The sequence below is a fragment of the Arcanobacterium phocisimile genome, assembly GCF_016904675.1.
In the GTDB taxonomy this organism is placed as follows: domain Bacteria; phylum Actinomycetota; class Actinomycetes; order Actinomycetales; family Actinomycetaceae; genus Arcanobacterium; species Arcanobacterium phocisimile.
In genome coordinates this window covers 577,331-596,931 of sequence record NZ_CP070228.1, presented here as the reverse complement: position 1 = coordinate 596,931, position 19,601 = coordinate 577,331, and the positions used below count along the sequence as shown (strand labels likewise).

19 protein-coding genes and 4 pseudogenes are annotated in these 19,601 nt (G+C 50.0%); 9 read left to right on the top strand and 14 right to left on the bottom strand.

The features are described 5' to 3' along the window. Nucleotides 1-153 precede the first annotated feature (153 nt). Together JTE88_RS09035 and JTE88_RS09230 are read right to left on the bottom strand one after the other, a co-directional pair. Nucleotides 154-348, bottom strand: a complete 195-nt coding sequence (locus JTE88_RS09035; protein WP_239519547.1) for a hypothetical protein — start codon at nucleotides 346-348, stop codon at nucleotides 154-156. Between the two features lie 163 nt (nucleotides 349-511). Beyond that, a pseudogene (locus JTE88_RS09230) lies at nucleotides 512-682 on the bottom strand (hypothetical protein); the annotation flags it as partial. An 802-nt stretch (nucleotides 683-1,484) separates the two neighbouring features. On the opposite strand from JTE88_RS09230, the gene JTE88_RS02580 reads away from it, so the two are divergent. After that, a complete protein-coding gene (locus JTE88_RS02580; RefSeq protein WP_204425189.1) occupies nucleotides 1,485-1,781 on the top strand; it encodes a type II toxin-antitoxin system RelB/DinJ family antitoxin in 297 nt (98 codons plus the stop codon). Continuing rightward, on the top strand, nucleotides 1,781-2,113 hold the full coding sequence (locus tag JTE88_RS02575) for a type II toxin-antitoxin system RelE/ParE family toxin (protein WP_204425187.1): 333 nt from the start codon (nucleotides 1,781-1,783) through the stop codon (nucleotides 2,111-2,113). The genes JTE88_RS02580 and JTE88_RS02575 overlap by 1 nt, the downstream gene beginning before the upstream one ends. Before the next feature lie 489 nt (nucleotides 2,114-2,602). Here JTE88_RS02575 and JTE88_RS02570 read toward each other — a convergent pair whose 3' ends face one another. Continuing rightward, a complete protein-coding gene (locus JTE88_RS02570) occupies nucleotides 2,603-2,890 on the bottom strand; it encodes a hypothetical protein (protein WP_204425185.1) in 288 nt (95 codons plus the stop codon). A 208-nt stretch (nucleotides 2,891-3,098) separates the two neighbouring features. Here JTE88_RS02570 and JTE88_RS02565 point away from each other — a divergent pair, with 208 nt between their 5' ends. Then, nucleotides 3,099-3,305, top strand: a complete 207-nt coding sequence (locus tag JTE88_RS02565) for a transposase (RefSeq protein ID WP_204425183.1) — start codon at nucleotides 3,099-3,101, stop codon at nucleotides 3,303-3,305. A gap of 34 nt (nucleotides 3,306-3,339) precedes the next feature. On the opposite strand, the pseudogene JTE88_RS09030 reads toward JTE88_RS02565, so the two are convergent. Continuing rightward, a pseudogene (locus tag JTE88_RS09030) lies at nucleotides 3,340-3,689 on the bottom strand (phage tail protein); the annotation flags it as partial. 56 nt (nucleotides 3,690-3,745) lie between these two features. Between JTE88_RS09030 and JTE88_RS02560 the strand changes: the two are divergent. Further along, a complete protein-coding gene (locus JTE88_RS02560; protein ID WP_204425181.1) occupies nucleotides 3,746-4,366 on the top strand; it encodes a hypothetical protein in 621 nt (206 codons plus the stop codon). Nucleotides 4,367-4,645: 279 nt separating this feature from the next. Here JTE88_RS02560 and JTE88_RS02555 read toward each other — a convergent pair whose 3' ends face one another. The 7 genes and pseudogenes from JTE88_RS02555 to JTE88_RS02520 all read right to left on the bottom strand — a co-directional run. Next, nucleotides 4,646-4,795, bottom strand: coding sequence for a hypothetical protein (locus JTE88_RS02555; RefSeq protein ID WP_204425858.1), 150 nt, complete (start codon nucleotides 4,793-4,795; stop codon nucleotides 4,646-4,648). A gap of 237 nt (nucleotides 4,796-5,032) precedes the next feature. Then, on the bottom strand, nucleotides 5,033-5,152 hold the full coding sequence (locus JTE88_RS02545; protein ID WP_204425179.1) for a DUF2283 domain-containing protein: 120 nt from the start codon (nucleotides 5,150-5,152) through the stop codon (nucleotides 5,033-5,035). 152 nt (nucleotides 5,153-5,304) lie between these two features. Beyond that, entirely contained in the window at nucleotides 5,305-5,733 is a 429-nt protein-coding gene (locus JTE88_RS02540) for a hypothetical protein (protein ID WP_204425178.1), read from the bottom strand. 32 nt (nucleotides 5,734-5,765) lie between these two features. Continuing rightward, nucleotides 5,766-5,924, bottom strand: a pseudogene (locus JTE88_RS02535) (BRO-N domain-containing protein); the annotation flags it as partial. A 202-nt stretch (nucleotides 5,925-6,126) separates the two neighbouring features. Beyond that, the gene (locus JTE88_RS02530; RefSeq protein WP_204425177.1) at nucleotides 6,127-6,324 is read right to left on the bottom strand and encodes a hypothetical protein; all 198 of its coding nucleotides are present in this window, start codon (nucleotides 6,322-6,324) and stop codon (nucleotides 6,127-6,129) included. Between the two features lie 250 nt (nucleotides 6,325-6,574). Beyond that, nucleotides 6,575-6,925, bottom strand: coding sequence for a hypothetical protein (locus JTE88_RS02525; protein WP_204425176.1), 351 nt, complete (start codon nucleotides 6,923-6,925; stop codon nucleotides 6,575-6,577). Nucleotides 6,926-7,092: 167 nt separating this feature from the next. Further along, nucleotides 7,093-7,341: pseudogene (locus JTE88_RS02520) on the bottom strand (terminase TerL endonuclease subunit); the annotation flags it as partial. Between the two features lie 1,219 nt (nucleotides 7,342-8,560). Here JTE88_RS02520 and JTE88_RS02515 point away from each other — a divergent pair. The 3 genes from JTE88_RS02515 (at nucleotide 8,561) to JTE88_RS02505 (ending at nucleotide 11,336) form a co-directional block, all read left to right on the top strand. Further along, nucleotides 8,561-8,941, top strand: a complete 381-nt coding sequence (locus tag JTE88_RS02515; protein WP_197672575.1) for a DoxX family protein — start codon at nucleotides 8,561-8,563, stop codon at nucleotides 8,939-8,941. A gap of 21 nt (nucleotides 8,942-8,962) precedes the next feature. After that, a complete protein-coding gene (locus JTE88_RS02510; protein ID WP_204425175.1) occupies nucleotides 8,963-10,417 on the top strand; it encodes a dihydrolipoyl dehydrogenase family protein in 1,455 nt (484 codons plus the stop codon). 271 nt (nucleotides 10,418-10,688) lie between these two features. Further along, nucleotides 10,689-11,336, top strand: coding sequence for an endonuclease III domain-containing protein (locus tag JTE88_RS02505; RefSeq protein ID WP_204425174.1), 648 nt, complete (start codon nucleotides 10,689-10,691; stop codon nucleotides 11,334-11,336). Nucleotides 11,337-11,662: 326 nt separating this feature from the next. Here JTE88_RS02505 and argH read toward each other — a convergent pair whose 3' ends face one another. Both argH and JTE88_RS02495 read right to left on the bottom strand, forming a co-directional pair. Next, nucleotides 11,663-13,036, bottom strand: coding sequence for an argininosuccinate lyase (gene argH / locus JTE88_RS02500; RefSeq protein ID WP_204425173.1), 1,374 nt, complete (start codon nucleotides 13,034-13,036; stop codon nucleotides 11,663-11,665). Beyond that, complete coding sequence (locus JTE88_RS02495) at nucleotides 13,036-14,256, bottom strand: argininosuccinate synthase (RefSeq protein ID WP_204425172.1); 1,221 nt, start codon at nucleotides 14,254-14,256, stop codon at nucleotides 13,036-13,038. The genes argH and JTE88_RS02495 overlap by 1 nt, the downstream gene beginning before the upstream one ends. Before the next feature lie 634 nt (nucleotides 14,257-14,890). Here JTE88_RS02495 and JTE88_RS02490 point away from each other — a divergent pair. Both JTE88_RS02490 and JTE88_RS02485 read left to right on the top strand, forming a co-directional pair. Next, nucleotides 14,891-15,556, top strand: a complete 666-nt coding sequence (locus JTE88_RS02490; RefSeq protein WP_204425171.1) for a deoxynucleoside kinase — start codon at nucleotides 14,891-14,893, stop codon at nucleotides 15,554-15,556. A gap of 184 nt (nucleotides 15,557-15,740) precedes the next feature. Then, the gene (locus JTE88_RS02485; RefSeq protein WP_239519545.1) at nucleotides 15,741-17,447 is read left to right on the top strand and encodes an SLC13 family permease; all 1,707 of its coding nucleotides are present in this window, start codon (nucleotides 15,741-15,743) and stop codon (nucleotides 17,445-17,447) included. 11 nt (nucleotides 17,448-17,458) lie between these two features. Here the strand turns inward: JTE88_RS02485 and betT are convergent, their stop codons facing one another. Then, a complete protein-coding gene (gene betT, locus JTE88_RS02480; protein WP_239519544.1) occupies nucleotides 17,459-19,483 on the bottom strand; it encodes a choline BCCT transporter BetT in 2,025 nt (674 codons plus the stop codon). Nucleotides 19,484-19,601 lie beyond the last annotated feature (118 nt).

Sequence of the window (19,601 nt, the reverse complement as noted above, 5' to 3'; positions counted from 1 at the left end):
GAAGGTGATTGTTGTTCCACCAGTGAACCCAGTCCAGGGTTGCCCATTCAACCTCTGTGCATGATCGTCCATGGCTGACAGTAGATCAACTCGGTCTTGTATAGCCCGTTGACCGTTTCAGCTAGGGCATTATCGTAACTATCACCCACACTTCTAAGTAGATTCCATAATTCCGGCATCTTTTAGCCGCTGGTTATACACAATCGAGGTGTATTGACTACCGTGATCTACATGGTGGATCAGATCAGTAAGATCTTCTTTGCCGTTGCTGATTGCCTGCTCGAGGGCTTCTAATGGAAGAGCTTCGGGCAAACCCCGATAGGGTGCGAACGTAGGTAATATCGCCAACCCACAACTGGTTTGGACTTTTGGCTTTAAAGCATCGCTGGACAAGATCGCGGCGAGTATCGGGCACTGGTGCTGGCCGGGTAGTAACAGGTTGACAACACCAACAAACCCCTTTGACCCCAGCGATTTTCATGATCCTGGCGACCTGATCACGGCCAATATCCCAGCCAGCGCGCCAAGCTGCGTGCCAGAGTTTCCTCACCCCATATACGCCATAATTTTGCTCATGAATCTGTGTTAATTCCCCGGCTAAGATCTTGGTCACGCATACTCCTAGCACTGACAGACCGGCTCTTGGCCAACCGGTAGGCACGAGAAGTGATACACCCTCCATCAAAGTATGAGTTTAAAAGTAGGGCAAATCGGCTCGAGCTCGAATTGATCCTTAAAAAGCATCGATATAAGCGATCATCATCGAGCCGGTCGGTCGAGCTCGGCTGCGAAAAAGCCGAAGCAGTCCGCAAAATCTCATTGGCTCACCGCAGTTCAGCGTTCTTGAGTTTGAGTCGTTTGATCTCCTGGTGTTCTTCACGCGTAAACCCCGAACACTGACCGGTGTCAATCAAAGATTATTCGTACCAGCAGCGCATCGATTCCACCGATACCCCTAGATGTGGGGCAATCTCGCTAATCGCTTTCCATTGAGTGCATGAACGATCATCGGCAAGACGGTCACTAACTATCCGCACCACTCGATCCCTAAAATCTTGTGAATACTTCTCTGACATATCCCTATCCACTCAAAAACAGGTAGGAACAAAACCCAGTACGCTTCACATCCTCAATGTTTAACTTCAAAAGAGTATATTGAGTTCACAGGTTTTACATAAGAGGCAGTCTGCCATGGATTCACTACCGATCCCACAGATTCATTGAGGTCTTCATCCCAACCTCAGCTAGCTTAGTTGTAGCATTAGCTTCAAACCTAGCCTTATACAACCCTACCAAACACTCATACCGACTCACGCTCACCTTACTCGATGTAAACATAGAAGTACTCCCTGAAAGAAAGAACCCAATTATCCAGTCCAGCTTTCCGAGAGCAGTACAATTTAACCCGCCCCTCCCCCTAGATTTTGTATCGCTATCTGCAACACATGTAGTACAATAAATACAACAAAGCAGGAGGTGATTTTATGAAAGACGCAACCGTCAGCGCCCGCGTTGAATACCATGTTAAAAACGAGGCAGAAGCCATCTTACAAAAGCTTGGCATTCCTACGTCCGTCGTTATTAATTCTCTTTATCGTCAGATTATCTATCGACGTGGTGTTCCGTTTGACTTGATGCTTCCGGCCATGCCAAAGACAGAAGATGAATTCACCAAAACGGAACTCAATGCCAAGCTGGAGCACAGCTACGCTCAGTCCGTCCATGGTGAAGGAAGACCATTTGAAGCCGTGTTTGATGATCTCGAAGGAGATATCAAATAGTGGATCCCCATCACGTCATCATTACGCCTGACGCAGAACAAGACCTAACCGAACTTCGGGACTACATCTCCTACGTGTTGCTAGTTCCTGACACAGCAAGCAACTATCTACAAACGCTAAGGAAAGCGATCAGTAAGCTTTCCTATCAAGCGGGGATTCACGCTCCTATTCCGGATGAGCCGTGGCATTCTCGGGGTGTCCGAAAAATAGCCGCTAAGAACTTTTATATCTACTACCGCATCGATGAAGATGCGAGCCGTGTCTACGTTCTTAACGTTATCTACGCCAGGCGAGATCAGCTCAATATGCTCAGGCGAATGAAAATGGAATAAACACGAAAGTCACTCCGTCCGGAGTGGCTTTTGTTACACCAGCGATCTCCCATAAGTACGGCGATCCTGGGTTAAAGGCCAAAAAGTGTGTCTGGGTCGGGCGTGTCGGGGTTATTCTCGGTAGCGTCTGGCCCAGCCTTTTCTTATCCAGATACCATCTTCCCATGGTGCGTGTTGGTTGTATGCAGTATCGAGGGTTGGGACGGTCTGTGGAATTTGTGGTGCTGGTTGTTCCGTTTGTCGTTCGCGGTAGTAGTGTTGCGGGGTGATCAGTTGGGTTGGATCGGCGGGAAACCGACGTTTTTGTGTTGAGGTACCATTGGGCTGGTCGGCAGGCGTGATCGATACTGAGCCCGCGGTGTTGGGACAAGAGCCGTTTGATTGCGGCGTTGATTGTCCCTTCACATGGTGATGTTGTTTTGCGGTATGGGCGGGCTTGTGGGTTTGTTATGAGTGGTTTGAGGTAGGTAAAGAGGGTGTTGTTTTTGATCATTGCTCGGTACACGCCTCGTACCGATCGTAAGTTTTGGTGAGTCCACCACCAACGGCGTTGGTCAGTGATTGATGTAGGACGTGGACCAAGGTAGCTACGTTCTTTGCCCATTGAAGTGTCAACGAGTTTCCCATTGGGAGTATTGGACTAGCCAAGAAGATGCTTGGGTTGGGGTTGATATGTTCATCAATGTTTTTGTTAGCTGGAGAATCTCGATACCTGCTTGCGTTCGCGGGCAGGTAGTTAAGAGTTGGATAACGCGTTGATAGATGTGGAAAAAGCATCGTTGTATGGGACGGGTTTGGCCATGTTTATTTGATTGCTTGAGCGCAAACACGGTGCCCATCAGCATTAGCTTCAAACCTAGCCTTAAATAACTCCACCAAACATTCATGCTGACTCACGCTAACCTTACTCGATGTAAACATAGAAGTACTCCCTGAAAGAAGGAACCCAATTATCCAGTCCAGCTTTCCGGGAGCACTTCAGACGTTGTTCATCTCAAAGTTATTCAGCGAGCAGTTCAAGGCTGACGCAGTCGCACTAGTCGAATCAGGGATCAGCCGCTACCAGATGTGTGCTGCTCTGGGGACCTCACGATCCTCGCTACAAAAGTGGATCACAAACGCACGTTTGCAGCCTCGTGGGATGAATCCTTCAAACGATCTCGCGGGTGCTAAAGAGATGCATGCTCTTTGAACCGGATCCGTGAGCTGGAAATGGAAAACGAAGTCTTACGCGCCACACCAGCCATACCCCGCCCAATCGAGGTAATAGCACGACCAAAATACCCTTCGCGCCCTCAATGATGGCTTCAGAAGCAAGATTAGTTTTAAAATGTCACCGGAAATACGCGTCTTGCCCGAGGCGGAGTCCATCTCATCGCTGAGATCTTCGACCGCACCCGCGTTGTTTAGTTGGATCTGCCAATTCTTCGTCCGGCTATCGTTTTCCCCGAACGAGGAGGCTACAAGCTTCATCTCCGAGCAGAGCACCCGCATCTCACGGTTAATATCCGTGATCGCACTTAAACTCGTGCTCACCCTTCAAACCAATCTTCAAACCAAAGCTGGAGTCAGTCATCAGCGTTGCACCTCTTTTCACAAATTTGTGTCGCTCTCGAGTGCTAAGGTTGAGACATGTCAACGACGATCGATGTATATCCAGCGACGGGCTTCATGCCGTTTGTTGAACAGACACGTGCTCGAACCCAGGAGCTTTTCCAAAATCTCCTTGACCGTTACGAGATTGGCTCTCAAATCGAGATCAAAGCATTCTACCCCTCTACGAAGCCACTGCGTTACATCGATAAGGACCTAGTCTGGGAACCGGGTATGGACCTTGGGTTTGCCTACTGGATTAACGGTGAATGGGATTCCAGCTCTTGGCCCAGCTGCCTCGCAGTTGGGAATGACGATCGAATTACTGAAGAAGATCTTGTGTACCCGTTCGACTCAAAACCGGAGCATCTCGGCTTGTGGAGTATCGTCGAAGAATTTGAAGATCTGCTTCCTCCCAAGCAACTGGCGAAGATACTCGCCCAAGACCATTACTGGTTCGAATACCGCAATGTTGGCGGGCCAGCTCTCGCCTCAACGGGATACGGGCTGGTCGCGGCTGCAATCGCTGAGGCAACGCAAGGGATCATTGCCACGTTTGACTGCGCATTTGAAGAACGCAATGGACAAAGTGCCGATGAGTTTCTTTCTTGGTGGGGCGATAGTCAACTCAGGTTGTATGGAGCTAAAAGCTTCGCGTGAGCGCGGTATTAAATCCCAGATGGAATCACGGCGTCGATAAACCATTGACGCAAGGCTGAGTGCATCCTGTTTCGATCCGCCAGCAGTCGACGGGGGTAGAGAACATAATACTGTCGCCTTTGAGGTCAAATCGCCACCGGAGCCCTGCCATCCTCAGAAGCGGAGATGGCTTTACCAGGGGTGTGGGAGTAGCGTAGGTTTCCTCACCCGTATCAGGGTTTTCGGTTACGCGCGCGTAGTAGAGCTTGTCTAAACCAATAGTTGCCACGGGGCTTGTCCTTATCTGTAGGTGTGGTGGGTAGCGACGTCGATCGCATAAAGGTGGATTCCGGTATCGTTTTCGAGCCGACATAGGTGCAGCCAGTGATCGTAACTCCGGCGTCGAGCAGTACGCGTGGCGCTACCGCGTCGCCAATCAAGAAAACCCATCACTGTTCCTCGGTTAAAAAACAAGTGATCCCCCGCGCCTATTCAGACACAAGGGACTACTCGCAGGAAACAACTAGTGACATTCGAATAGCCACATTTGCGTTTCACAACAAAAATATAAAGGTAAAGTGCTCACAGATGCTGTGCTTTGTTCAAAACTTCGGCACGTAGACCAGCTGACACTGCAAGTATTTCGATACCGATAAGATACCCTTCACTATCAACATCTATCGTTACTTATGTTTGCCCGTTAGGAATCTCGATGAATGGAACCTGCTGAGACGCCTCGTTTGGTTCAACACTTTTACCGAAAGTGATATAAGCTGCGTCGGCTTCTTTATCGTATGTTAGCTGCATGAGTTTCAACCTTTTATGACCGTGGTAATGTTTCCAGTTTTATTAGCTACGATAACGCGAATCCTATTCTTCGCTTTACCTTGTGTAAATACCGATGCCCATTTCTTATCTGCCGTTTTCACACCAGTTGTTACCACTTGTTTTATCAATGCTTAGCTCACGCCCCTGGCGGTAGCCTGAGTTGATGCATGACGAGTAACGTGTGCCACTACAGCTAAAGCAGGAATCCAGAAAGGATCAGCAACTACGGGATAAACAGTTGTGTCATCGCTGTGGACACGCTGAATTATGCGGTTGCCATCAATTATATAGTCAGTGTTAACTTTTACTCCGTTTGCATCAACAGCCCACGACGATGTAAAGGTTCCTACAAGATTCTCATTTTGATCCCACGCAGCGATTCCACCATCTTCCAAATATGTCAAATGGAAATCTGGATCTACCGAAATTGAGTATTCTTTTGGCGATTTCGCATCAGGAATATGGAATAAAGATCTGAAAGCGCCGTCTCCTTCATCGTGCACCTCTAATGAATAGTCGCCTGCTTCACTCGAACTAGGAATTTGAAAATCGTTAAGCAATTCAGTTGGAAGTGTTAACGAGAACTCTGCCTCTGTTCATCAGCGAGGAGCTCCTCGTACGCATACATGCCGTGACAGCGAATCGTCGGCAAAAGCTCATCAAACACCCAGGATTCGAACTTCTGAGTAGCCGGAAGCTTCGAGGAGATAATGAGACGGTAGAGATCACCTTCGGTAATGAAGCGGACCCGAGCATTCTTCTCGACGCCCAATAAGAGTTAGTCCTTGCGGTAGTAGTCTCACTCGTACCCGTCCGCATCCAGCGGTATGCCTTACTGCTCACTACAGTGAAACAGCATTTGCGCAACAACTTTTGTTGCTTAAACACTGTTATTAACATTAGCCCAGAACCTTGCAAGAAGGGTGAAGGGTAAAATTTCATAGAAGAAAATATTACTTTTGCTTCTTCGACTCATACTTTGAATACATGGCAACTGCAGGAATTACCACCGAGATCGCCACGGCTGCAGCCATATTCTCGTGTAGCATGTCGTTAAAAGAATTCGAAATCAAGGCACCAATAAAAAATAAGAAACCGATTAATACCGTACACGTAATCGATAGTAAAACGTATCGAAATTTATCTAGCATCAGCATCATCTTCCATTTCATTGCCGCGACCAGGGAGTAGCACACCAAATAGCAGATGCAGCCAACGATGCAGCAAGACCTACAACGCCACCTTTAAATGCATTTTTCCTACAATTTTAACAATGTAAAGAGCAGCCTCTTTCCAAAGTTCTTTTTCGATCAGCTTTGTAAAAGCTCCGGTAAATAGTCCCCCAATAGCTCCAAGCCCGGTAACATCAATGACACACTTTGCGTAATCACTCGACCTGGTTTACATGCCAGCATTATTGACAGATATCTTGCTATTTAATCTTGCTGCTATCACTTCAAGATCTGATTGTTTGATATTTGAACCGTATCCTGCCGCAGTGACAAACCAATGCCCTGCATTATTTTGAGATAAATATGTAGTAAAAATATTTTCTAGCTCTTGTGCAAGCTGTTCTACTTCTGCATCCGAAACTACACCTTCTGCATCCGAAACTACACCAAAGTCCACTACAGAGAGTTCAGATTTGCCTCCGCTTACAGTGTCTAAATCTACTGCTGTTGCAACTCCTGCACTCGATATAAAAAGAGCAACACTTGTTATAGTTGCTGCCATTACCATTTTAGCTTTCATGATACCTCTCATTATGTGTCTCGTTGTCGGCAACCTCTGTGCCGCAGTAAGCGCCAGTGCTCGCTGCAGTGAAACAGCATTTGCGCAACAACTTTCGTTGCCTAAATACCGTTATTAATATAACAACGTATCTCACATTGTGCTGTAAACGGGAAGTTCTCGTTATCCTACAAAACAGGTAGCTCACGCTGATCGTAGATGCCGCCGTTCGTTGTTCCTTGGCCGCATCTGATTGCACGGTCGAGGGCCATGATCGTAGCGACCACACCGTCGTTCTCCTCGGTGCTCTTTCGTTTGTCGGGTTTGATGTTGCCTGCCGGGTCGGTGCGCATGTGAATGTTGTCCACCATCCATGACAGGACCGGATGAGTGCCATGGACGAGTTTAACTTCCAACGCCAGCTTCTTTAGAGCCCTTCTTTTTTGTTCTCTCGTATTCTCAGGAAGATTCCGATTACAAAACCCACTAGGGCAATACAGCACATGGTCAAGGCTGCTTGCCACGGGAAAATATCGAAAACAAAGTAACTAATCAGGAGCATTAAGACTGTTATGACAACCAACATCAATGCATCACGAAACCATACGTGACTATACGGCGAAAACATCATATTCTCCTGCCAGTTTTATGCAAGTTTCCGTCAGGACGCACGGATTGAGCTTGTTCGATGATCTTTTCAATGGGCTCACTTCACCCCATCGCGCCTAGCGTGTCCTAAAACACTAACAAAGACATACTTTAGTTTCAATTAATTACATTATTTTTTCAATGACTTAATTAGACCCTTGAGCAAGCACCGTCTCTTTCAGCCACGTACATCACCACTGAACAAGCGTATCTAACCTGAAATATCCTACGTCATACCAAACTTTTCAACTTCAAACTTGCCATTATTAGAAGAATTCTGCATTAACTGGGCATCTACCTGACTACGCTGATCGTTAAGCTCTGGGAAATAACACTCAATCTCAAAAGTACCTCCCGTAGGCAACTTGTCGACTTTCTTCAGCTCAGTTAATTCTTGATCTTTTTACAATTGCACAGCAAACGATGATTATCAAAGTCGTGGGTGCAGCCATGTTCCCACGGGAGAACACGGTGGACTTCCTGCACCGGCGCGTGACACCCCACCTTCAAGGCAGTCCTCACACAGCGGGTGGGCTGCGACGTAGGTAGCGTGGATCTTTTTCCACCTCGACCTGTAACGCTTGTTAACTTTCAGCCCCCTTTAGTAGGGCTGGTAACGTTTGTCCTCAGCCTTGGCATGCGTTTGATAAAATGCTCGTGAGATAGCTTAGGACAATCCTGATACGAATATGGAGACAGTGGTTTAACTGACATCGTCAAGCCCGCGTTGGGTCTTTTCACGATCATGCCACCAAAACATTCTCGTCACCTCACTTGGACACAGCGCTAAAACCACTTCACCACGCGCTCCTCATAATCTGTACACCTGCTATAAGAGTTTGGTGTTCAACAGTCCTAGAAAGCATATTTCAGAGAATTTCACTATCACCTTAAACGCACCTGCACCGTACCACAACAGTGCTAGTGTGGTTTCAAGATATGCGCTCGACGCCGTCGAGTAGCATTCGGTTAATGCCTACGTGGTGTATTGGAAAGTTAGGTGAAGTAATGAAACTTTCACAGATTCTTTTGTCTGGAATTTTTGTCACAGCGGGTTTTGATTCCGTCAAGGAGCCAGGTGGTCGCGTACAGATCACACAGGACTTCATGGCTGATCTTGGCATTGAGGTTAGTCACGAGAATGCTGAACTCATGGTTCGCGCAAACGGAGCTGTTATGGTTGGCGCCGGCGCGGCACTAGCTCTTGGCATTTTTCCGAAACTTTCCGCGCTCGGCCTTGTTGGTGCTCTTGTTCCGACGACGCTCGCCGGGCATCCTTTCTGGAAGTCTGCTCCGGAGGCAAAAGGTATGCAACAGATCCAGTTCTTTAAGAACCTCGCCGCAATTGGTGGTCTCGTCGGCGTACTTGAAGCCAAACGGAAGCACTGATTTCAGTTATAGCGTGATTATATGAATAATAAAGCAGTAGATGTCATTGTTATTGGCGCCGGCCCGGTAGGCGAAAATGTGGCGCAATATGCCCACGATGGCGGACTCTCCGTCCTCCTCGTTGATAAGGAACTGTTTGGGGGCGAATGTTCCTACTACGCATGTATTCCAAGCAAAGCCCTCCTGCGCCCCGTGGATCTAGCACATGCAACAGATCACGTGCAGGGTGTCAGCGGCGCGAGTATCAATGCGCGCGACATGTTGGCTCGCCGTGACGAATGGGTGAGCGAATATGATGACAGCTCCCAAATAACCTGGGCACAAGATGCCGGCTTGGAAGTGGCACGCGGCCATGCACGTATCGTGGGAGAACGCCGGGTTGAAATCACGCCAGTAGATGGCGGCACAACCGCTAATGATCCTCAAACCACCGAACCCTACACCGTCGAGGCACGCGTTGCAGTCGTTCTGTCCACCGGGTCAACGCCGGTCATTCCAAACATGTACCAAGGTGTGAATGCCTGGGGATCGCGTGATGCAACTGGAGTCGTTGAGGTCCCAGATCGTTTAGTTATTGTAGGCGGTGGTGTCGTCGCAGTCGAAGCAGCTACCTGGATGCAAGCACTAGGAAGTACGGTAACGATGCTTGTACGCGGATCGTCACTCCTAGATCGCTCTGAACCTTTTGCTGGCCAATTCGTTAAGGAATCCCTTGAAAACCAGGGCATCACAGTCTTAACGAACGCTGAAGTGACGGCAGTTAAGCGCGATCCGGCATTGAACCCGAACCCAGAAATCGGGCATATTCACGGCGGAACCGTACACCTCGACGTCGTTACCCGTTCACATTCCGCAGATGGTGACACAGTGAAAACTCTCGATGCCGATGAGCTTCTGGTTGCAACAGGCCGGCGCCCGGCGCTGGATAACGTCGGACTCGATACCGTTGGCCTCACCCCCGATGACATACGCGAAGGAAACCTGCCTGAGTGGCTACATGCTATTGGTGACGCCGGAACCGGCGCACCTCTCACCCACCAAGGCAAATATGAGGCACGGATGCTCGGCGCGAAACTTGCGGGCACACCCGAAACCGCACCGAATGTAGAGGTTCCTGTTCCCCAGGTCGTATTCACTGATCCGCAAGTCGCATCGGTTGGCCTGACTGAAGCTCAAGCACAAAATCAGGGACGCGAGGTAATCACCAGCGAAGTTGAGATCACATCCGCTGCCGGAGTTGGACTGTTACGTGACGATGCGAACGGCAAAGCCAAGCTCGTCGTAGACGCACACACCGGCGTGCTACTCGGTGCAACATTCGTCGGCCCGGATGTTGCTGAATTGCTCCACGCAGCCACAGTTGCTGTCGTTGGCGAATTGCCGGTGCGAGTTCTGCGCCATGCCGTGCCGGCATATCCGACCGCATCCGAAATTTGGCTGCGATTGCTTGAGGAGTTCCCGGTAGAGCTGCGGTAGAGCTGCGGTAGAGCTGCGGCAGCACTGTTTGGACTGCGGGGCTCCCGTTTATACTTGCGGGCACCCTGCTAGAACTAGCGTCCCTGCCTAAACTGGGGCGCTCTTGCCTGAGATACGCCGCCAGTTGCAACAGCTAATGTGGCAATAGGGCAAACCTCGGCGTATATGGTCGAGGTTTGCGCTATTTCCCTGTTTGGTGTACAACCTCTCCGCATAAAACTGCGATGCAGCGGCATGATAAAGACGGTCAGTACAATGACGGTGAGACGATATGAGCCATACAATGCGAGAGCTCTTTGAGCTTTTGGAACAGCAGATACCTGCCGGAACCTGGTGGCCAGGCGAATCCAGATTCGAAATCGCCATCGGCGCGGTACTAACCCAAAACACCTCGTGGCACAACGTCGAGTCTGCCATCGATAATCTACGCGAGGCCGGCATGCTGAGCCCGGAACGCCTCCTGGCTGCCAGCGACGAAACGGTGGCTAGCTTGATTCGCCCGTGTGGATACTACAACACCAAGACACGCTACCTCAAAGAGCTCACCTCTTGGTTCATCGAACGCAATCAGCACACCGAGCACTTGAGCACGCCGCAGTTGCGCGAGGAGTTGCTGCGGATTCGTGGAGTTGGTGAAGAAACTGCCGATGATCTTTTGCTTTATATCTATGACCGACCGGTTTTTATTTACGATCTTTATGCCCGTCGGCTATTAGCAGCCGCCGGATACGGAGAGTATCGAAACTACACGGCAGCTAAACGAACCCTCGATCCACTTATTGAGCACAGCCAATTTACTACCTCCGAGTTAGCAAAATTTCACGGGCTTATCGTCGACGGCGGGAAACGCGCTCGCCAACTAGGCGGCTGGGAACGGGCATATCCACTCCTTGTCTCCAGAGCTTTTAACTCCGTGTAAAACAGCGAGTTGTGCATATAGAGCTAGAACCAGCTGCGGGTGGTACCCAGCTCTTTATTTCTATCGGGTATATTCCGACCTCAGCCACACGCCGGCGATCGGCACTGCGCCGAATACTCCGGCCACTACATCGCTATGTCTGCCTATTACAAGGACAACAAATCAGCCAATCGATCATCAAAGAATTGAGTTGAACACCGGCATTTTTGTGGCTCGGCCCCCTGATACACTTCTACCTTCGGCAGCTAATGTGGCAATAGCGCAAACCTCGTCCATATACGTCGAGGTTTGCGCTATTTCCCGATTTACTGCACACCCCTTCTGCTTTACAGCTTCTTCTCAACTTCTGCTATGTCTCGTAGCACGGCTTCCTTAGCCGGCCCGCCCACAACATTGCGGCGCGCCACACAGTTGGCTATATCGAGATAGTCATAGACGTCGTCCTCAATAAGTTCGCAGTGTTCGCGCAGCATCTCAAGCCCGAGCTCTTCCAAATGAATACCTTGACCTACGCAATAATGCACGAGCTTGCCGGTAATTTCGTGCGCCTGACGGAACGGGACGCCCTTAAATACCAAATAGTCTGCTAAATCAGTCGCATTGGTAAAACCGCCACCAGCTGCTCGCCGCATCTCCCCTGCATTAACTCGCATTGTCGCCACCATTCCAGCGAATGCTGGAATACACAACTTCACGGTATCAACCGCATCGAAGATTGCCTCTTTATCTTCTTGAACATCCTTGTTATACGCCAATGGCAAGTTTTTCATCATTGTCAGCAGCGTCATCGCATCACCGATCACGCGGCCAGTTTTACCGCGCGTCAGCTCTGCCACATCCGGATTTTTCTTTTGCGGCATAATACTGCTTCCGGTGGCATACGCGTCATCAAGTTCGATAAAGCCATACTCTGCACTCGCCCACAAAATAATTTCTTCACTGCACCGCGATAGATGCACCATGAAAATCGCTAAATCCGCGGCTATCTCCATCACATAGTCACGGTCTGAAACTGCATCGAGCGAGTTCGTTGCCACCCCATCGAAACCTAGCAGTTTCGCGGTGAGCTCTCGGTCTACTGGATACGTCGTCGTCGCTAACGCTGCCGCCCCTAGCGGTGAATAGTTCAACCGCTTCCCGGCTTCGCCTAACCGCTGGAGGTCACGCATAAACATGTGCACATATGCCATCAGATGGTGTGCAAGTGTAATAGGTTGTGCCCGTTGAAGATGGGTGTACCCCGGCATGACAGTATCGACATGTTGCTTCGCAACTTCAATAAACACCGCAACCAGCTCACGGATTAGCGAGTCGATCTCCCCTAATTCGTCGCGCATCCAGAGCTTGAGATCGGTGGCGACTTGGTCGTTGCGTGAACGAGCGGTGTGGAGCTTCTTGCCAGGATCGCCTATTCGTTTGGTGAGTTCTGCTTCGACGAACATGTGTATGTCTTCAGCTGCGCCGCCGATAACGAGCGCGCCACTGTCGATATCTGCTTTGATACCGGCGAGCCCGCCTGTGATCGCTTCAAGCTCAGTGGGTGTCAAAATCCCAATCTGCGCGAGCATAGTTGCGTGTGCGATACTTCCGGCGACGTCGTGAGCATAGAGTCGCTTATCGAAGTTCAGCGAGGAGTTCATGGCCCAGACGGCCGCATCGGTGGCTTTTTGGAATCGTCCGCTCCATAGTGCCCCTGCCATTATTTTTCCTCCATCATGCCCGCGCGCTGTTTCATCTGGGCCACAACTTGGGTGGGGAGCCCGAACAGGTTGATAAATCCGGTGGCGTCAGACTGGTTGTAGACGTCGTCTTCATCGAAGGTGGATAGGGCTTCGTCGTAGAGCGAGAACGGTGACGAGGTTCCTGCTGGAATGATGTTGCCTTTATATAGTTTGAGTTTGACGGTTCCGGTGAGGGTCTCGTTGGCTTTGTCGACGAAGGCGCTGAGGGCTTCGCGCAGTGGATGGAACCATTGTCCGTTGTAAACGAGGTCAGCGAAGCGTTGGGCAACGAGATCTTTATAGTGGAGAGTATCGCGTTCGAGGCACAGGAGTTCGAGTTGCCGATGGGCTGCGTAGTAGACTGTGCCGCCTGGTGTTTCGTAGACGCCACGGGACTTCATGCCGACTAACCGATTTTCGACGATGTCGATGACGCCGACGCCGTGTTTGGCAGCTTTGTCATTGAGGTAGGTGAGCATGTCGACGTCGCCCGTGACGTTATCTACCCGGACTGGGATGCCGGAGACGAATTCGATCTCGACGTATTCACCTTGGTCTGGTGTCTGTTCTAGGCTGGCGACAATGTTGAGTAAGTCCGAATAGGTGGGTTCGTTTTCCGGGTTTTCGAGGTCCATGCCTTCGTGGCTGAGGTGCCAGATGTTTTGGTCCATCGAGTAGTTGTCCTCTTTAGTGACCGGGACTGGGATGTTACGAGCATTGGCATAGTCGATCTCTTCGTCACGGGATGTGATATTCCATGTCCGCCACGGCGCAATAATCTTCATCTCCGGGGCAAGGGCTTTGATCGCTAGTTCGAAACGGACCTGATCGTTTCCTTTGCCCGTACACCCGTGGGCAATGGCGGTGCAGTTTTCTGCCCGGGCAATCTCGACCATGCGCTTGGCGATACATGGACGTGCAGTTGAGGTGCCTAAAAGATAGCTTCCTTCGTACCTAGCTTGGGCTTTAAGACTTGGGTAGATGTAGTTAACAATGTAATCCTCGGCGAGGTCTTCAATGTATATTTTTTCAGCGCCGCATGCTAAGGCTTTCTTCTTTAGTGCCTCGTCGTCGACACCGATTCCGACTTGTCCAACCATCGCAACCACATCACAGTCGTAATTTCCCTTGAGCCACGGGATAATTATCGAGGTGTCGAGTCCACCAGAGTAGGCAAGGAGGATACGTTCTTTGGCCATGTTATTCAACCAACCCTTCGGAATAGTTATGCACTGTTACGTATAACTATACGCTTAGAGTAGTGAGTCGCCATCATCAAACGTCAACTGTGAACCACGCCTCGTCGTTTTCCGGTAGAGATGGGGGCGAGATTTCAAACCGAACCCGCAACAGGACGTAGGGCGAATCAATCTTCTATCAACAGAATCTATCGCCGGTTTGACAGCTCAAGGCATACTTGTCTCAACTGACCCCAATCAGATATCGGTAGAAATTCAATAGACCACTGAGAAACTGTTACGCCCCGAAGAACGCTCACTCCAAGCGCAACATACTTGAATTCCAAATTCTTTAACTCCATGACGCAAGGCAACAGTCACCCACTTTGCCCATGATTGTTCCGACAAACATAGCTGACTTAATTAATCACCAGGCTCAGCAAGCCCAATCCACATCAAACTCAAATATCTTCCACAAACAGCACGCGTGAACAATTCGCCTACCACGTGAAACAATACGATTCCCTAGATAGCGTGTTCCCATCCACTAAACAATCCCAGATTTAGCGAAACTACTCACATCGATTTGTCACGCAGAACTACACATACAGGAATAAGATTATGTTCGACCTTTTTGTTTCATCTGAGGAGAATTATGCTCGTCGTCGGAGGAATGATCGGAGTTGGCAAAACCACTCTCGCATCAATTATCGCAGCAGACCTCGATATTGACCTATACACCGAAAACGTTGAGGGTAATGATATTCTCCCGCTTTTCTATACAGCCTCTGAGGAAGAACAAAACCTCAAGCGCTACCCGTTTCTATTGCAGTTGGAGTTCTTAACTTCACGCTATCGGGATATCAAGCGCGCACTATTTGCTGGCCCTTCGATTATGGATCGTTCGATTTATGAGGATTGGTACTTCGCGAAAGTAAACACGGATCTAGGACGAATCGCTCCTGAGGAATTCAAGCTCTATGCCAAAATCCTCGATGAGATGATGAAAGAGATCGCCCAATTCCCAAAGAAAGCGCCTGATCTCATGATTTACTTGCACGCCTCATTCGACACAATCATAGAGCGTATCGGTTCTCGCGGTCGCGATTTCGAACAAGACGAGAAGCTCGTTTCCTACTACCGCACTTTGTGGGAAGGGTATGACGATTGGGTTCACAACCACTATTCCGCCTCCCCCGTACTGATGGTTAATGCTGACGAATTCGATTTCTACCGCGCTGAAGATCGGCAGCTATTGGTTGAACAAGTTGATCGCCTACAGTCCAATCCCACGGCTCAATATATGGTTCTTTCGCGTTGATCCGCACATGTCACCGCTCAAAATATCGCGCACCATAATCCGTATCACCGCACATAGTTCTTCATAAAAATAGTTTTAAACTTTTCCTACCCATAATGCGTTATCTTTATATAAAGATAACGCATTATGGGTTTTCATCGCATCGCCGTGCTGAAATAACTGCCAACCACATAAGGAGAATCTCATGAGCGCAATAACCACCACCTCGCCAACGCAGCGTCCACCAATAGATAATTACACCCCTCCCGAACGCAAAGTATGGATCATCCGCGTCGTCGGTCTCCTCGGTGGCGTCACAGCCGCGCTTCTCGTATTCTTCCTTATGCCAGACTCCGCTATCGACATCGCCCAAAAAGCCGCCGGCGACAATCCCCCAAATAACTTCAACCCGGCCGGTCTTAAAATCACTGCTGCAACCACAATTCTCATGGGAATCTGGTGGATGACCGAAGCTATCCCACTTGCCGCAACTGCACTCGTCCCCCTCGTTATCTTCCCTATATTCCAAGTAACATCCTTTGGTTTAGCGTCCGCACCCTACGCCTCAAGCACCATCTTCCTCTTCATGGGCGGCTTTATACTCGCGCTCGCTATGCAACGCTGGAACCTTCATCGTCGCGTTGCCCTTGTCACCATCTTGCTTCTAGGCACCACCCCGAAACGCATAATCGGCGGAATCATGCTCGCCACCGGCGTGATGTCCATGTGGGTGTCGAACACGGCAACCGCCGTTATGATGCTTCCGATCGGCATCTCAATCCTCCATCTCGTGGGACACATTGCCGGCACAGACGACGCCGACGAAGCCGCCATTAGCCAAGAGGTCCAAGAGATGCCGAGTATCGCACGCGACGCAACCAAAGGCGGCGTCGCCGCAGCACTCGTCTCCAAAGGCAAAGACGCGGTCGAGACCATTAAAGAAAAAGCTGGACTCCATCACTCCGATTTCGCCGTCGGCCTGATGCTCGGAATCGCCTATGCAGCTTCAATTGGCTCCTTAGGAACCCTTATCGGAACTCCCCCAAACGCACTTTTGCAGGGCTACCTCAAAGAAACACATCATATCGACATTGGCTTTGGCCGTTGGATGTTGATCGGCGCTCCACTCGCTATGGTATTCATGCTCATCGGATGGTTCCTTATCACCCACGTCATCTTTAAGCCGGAAATCGACCACATTCCTGGCGGTAAACAACTCATACGCACCGAATTAGAGAACATGGGTGCCATGTCGCGGGGCGAAAAGCTCGTCGGTATTATTTTCCTGCTTGCTGCATTATCGTGGATCTTTGTTCCAATCATCACCAAGGCGTATTTCCCAGGAGTGAAGATCAGCGACTCGGCAATTGCAATGACAGTCGCCCTCCTCTTGTTCATCATTCCAGCAGATCCAGTTAGAGGCGTTCGTCTGATCAATTGGGAAACAGCAAAGAATATCCCGTGGGACGTCCTGCTTCTTTTCGGCGGCGGTTTGGCACTTTCTTCGCAGTTCACTGCCACCGGTCTGTCATTGTGGATCGGTGAGCAGGCAACTGGCTTATCGAATTTCAACATCGTCATCATGATCGCTGCAGTAACCGCGATGATAATTTTCTTGACAGAACTAACCTCTAACACAGCCACCGCCGCAGCTTTCTTACCAATTATGGGCGGGGTTGCAATAGGCACCGGAACCGATGTTACGTTATTGACAATTCCGGTGGCGTTGGCGGCGACATGCGCATTCATGCTTCCGGTTGCGACCCCGCCAAACGCTATCGCTTACGGTTCTGGATACATCCGAATGTCTGACATGATACGCGCCGGCGTCTGGCTTAATATCATCGGTATATTTCTCATTACCGCAACTATTTTCGGATTAGTTGTACCAGTTTTTGAAATTTCATTGTAAGCCTGCGTGCGTCACTGTGACGACGACGGTTCACCGTGCAACATTTCAGAGTGACGCACATATCGCTCAAATTGGCCAAGCACATCGTAGATAATTGCTTCGCCAGAATAACCCATGATGTCGTACGGCTCGTCGGCGTTACTGCTTTGCACTTCCAAGCGGGTTGAACGATCGTGCTCGGTCGGAATCTGAGTACCGTAAACCATCGCCGGTGCATCGACCGACAACACCCGGTAATAGAACTCCCCGTGCGCATTTTCCACACGCAACGACAGGTGGTCGTAAACGATGCGTTCGACGTCGAGGTCCCGATATTCATCTGCTTCGCCACGAATGATACGCACCTCAAAATCACCTTGTTTGTCCATTTCCCGCACCAGCGTTTCGAGCGCTGGAAACACGACGCGATCGAGGTAGTTTTGCGCTTGTGCTGGGCTAACAGTTCCGAAAATTTGGGACAGCCACTCGCGCCATGACGCATTCGCTAAAACACTGCCCGGCGAAACCCCAACCGGTGCCGGATAGCCAGCTCGATGCAACACCATATTCTTCGCATCCTGGCTAATTTCTTGATAGAACCCTGCCATAGTCAGTGCTATGACGAACGCGAATGGCAAGCCCATGATAACCGATGCGGACTGCAACGCAGGGATTCCTCCCACTATCAACATACCCGTAGTCAAAATACCGGTAAGCGTTGCCCAAAAGATGCGCAGCCACGAACGTGCATCCGTCGTCGGCGTCGGCAAATTCGAACACAAATTCGCCATCACCAACGCACCCGAATCAGCTGACGTGACATAGAACAAGAACCCGACTGCGGTTGCCAGAAGGATCACTGCTGTACCGCCCGGGACTTGTTGGAGCAGATGGTAGAAGCCAAGCTCTGGAATGTTGACTGTCATTTCAGCAAATTCCAACCCGTCTGGGGCGTGCAAAATATAATCGATGGCACGGTTACCGAAAATCGAAATCCACAACACGACGTACATAAACGGGATCGTCATCACACCAAAAACGAACTGTCGGATTGTGCGTCCGCGCGAAATGCGCGCTAGGAACATACCGACGAATGACGCCCAAGCCACCCACCACGCCCAGAAGAACAACGTCCAGGCATTCTTCCATAATTCAGCATCCGAGTATGCCATGGTATCTAACGTCATTTGCGGGAAATGCGCTACGAGATCACCGACATTGGTCACCATTGCGTTGAGAAGAAATTCTGGTCGACCAGTGACAAGAACCCATGCAATCAAGGCTAACGCGCCGACGACGTTAATTTGCGACAGAATGCGAATACCACGCGAGACGCCTGAAACTGCTGAAACAATCGCTAGTGCGACAGCAATAACGATCAACACGATCTGAGCCGGTAGACCTTTGTCGATGCCAAACATAATATCTAGACCCACGTTGATTTGCACGACGCCGATACCTAGTGTTGTCACCACGCCAAATACGGCGCCCAGAATCGCAGCGATATCGACGACGTCGCCAAGAATTCCAGCCATCTTCTGTTCTCCGAAAATTGGCTCCAACGCGGTGCGTGCCGCGATCGGTCTACCGCGTCGATAGGTGAAGTAGCCGAGCGCTAAGCCCATGAGGGCATACATTGCCCACCCGGTTATTCCGTAATGGAATATCGCCCACACCGGAACTTGTTCCGCAGCTGGAATAGATTGAGGTATTTCCTGTGGCGGATGCATGTACTGCGAGACCGGTTCGGCTACGGAGAAGAAGAGAATATCAGTGCCAATTCCAGCAGCAAAGAGCATCGAGGCCCAAGCGAGATTAGAGTATTCTGGCCGTGCGCTTGGAGATGATAACCGAATATTGCCGTAGCGAGAAAAAGCAATATAGAAAACGAAAACTACGCAAGCTGTGCCCAGCAGGATATAAAACCAACCAAACCAACGGCCGATCCACAGTGTCGCAGCACCTAGGGCACTCCCGGCCGTATCTGGGCCAAGGATTGTCCAGGCAGCTAAGGCAGTGATCGCTAGCGCAGATCCCCAAAAAACATGGTGTTTCACGGTGATTGATTTTCTGGAGTTATCAGATGTGGTATGCACAAACATTGTCCTTTTCGGGTTGGCCCTTTTCGCTTTTCGGTGCCAGTTTAGTCAAGCTAGCTCATAAAAACTATCAGTG

Bases quoted from the DNA above. Each gene is read 5' to 3' on its own strand.
- JTE88_RS02485 (WP_239519545.1), top strand. From the start codon at position 15,741: ATGAGCGCAATAACCACCACCTCGCCAACGCAGCGTCCACCAATAGAT.
- JTE88_RS02490 (WP_204425171.1), top strand. From the start codon at position 14,891: ATGCTCGTCGTCGGAGGAATGATCGGAGTTGGCAAAACCACTCTCGCA.
- JTE88_RS02555 (WP_204425858.1), bottom strand. From the start codon at position 4,795: ATGGGTTTTCTTGATTGGCGACGCGGTAGCGCCACGCGTACTGCTCGA.
- JTE88_RS02560 (WP_204425181.1), top strand. From the start codon at position 3,746: ATGTCAACGACGATCGATGTATATCCAGCGACGGGCTTCATGCCGTTT.
- JTE88_RS02545 (WP_204425179.1), bottom strand. From the start codon at position 5,152: ATGCAGCTAACATACGATAAAGAAGCCGACGCAGCTTATATCACTTTC.
- JTE88_RS02505 (WP_204425174.1), top strand. From the start codon at position 10,689: ATGAGCCATACAATGCGAGAGCTCTTTGAGCTTTTGGAACAGCAGATA.
- JTE88_RS02580 (WP_204425189.1), top strand. From the start codon at position 1,485: ATGAAAGACGCAACCGTCAGCGCCCGCGTTGAATACCATGTTAAAAAC.
- JTE88_RS02530 (WP_204425177.1), bottom strand. From the start codon at position 6,324: ATGCTAGATAAATTTCGATACGTTTTACTATCGATTACGTGTACGGTA.
- JTE88_RS02510 (WP_204425175.1), top strand. From the start codon at position 8,963: ATGAATAATAAAGCAGTAGATGTCATTGTTATTGGCGCCGGCCCGGTA.
- JTE88_RS02525 (WP_204425176.1), bottom strand. From the start codon at position 6,925: ATGAAAGCTAAAATGGTAATGGCAGCAACTATAACAAGTGTTGCTCTT.
- JTE88_RS02495 (WP_204425172.1), bottom strand. From the start codon at position 14,256: ATGGCCAAAGAACGTATCCTCCTTGCCTACTCTGGTGGACTCGACACC.
- JTE88_RS02515 (WP_197672575.1), top strand. From the start codon at position 8,561: ATGAAACTTTCACAGATTCTTTTGTCTGGAATTTTTGTCACAGCGGGT.
- JTE88_RS02570 (WP_204425185.1), bottom strand. From the start codon at position 2,890: ATGCTTTTTCCACATCTATCAACGCGTTATCCAACTCTTAACTACCTG.
- argH (WP_204425173.1), bottom strand. From the start codon at position 13,036: ATGGCAGGGGCACTATGGAGCGGACGATTCCAAAAAGCCACCGATGCG.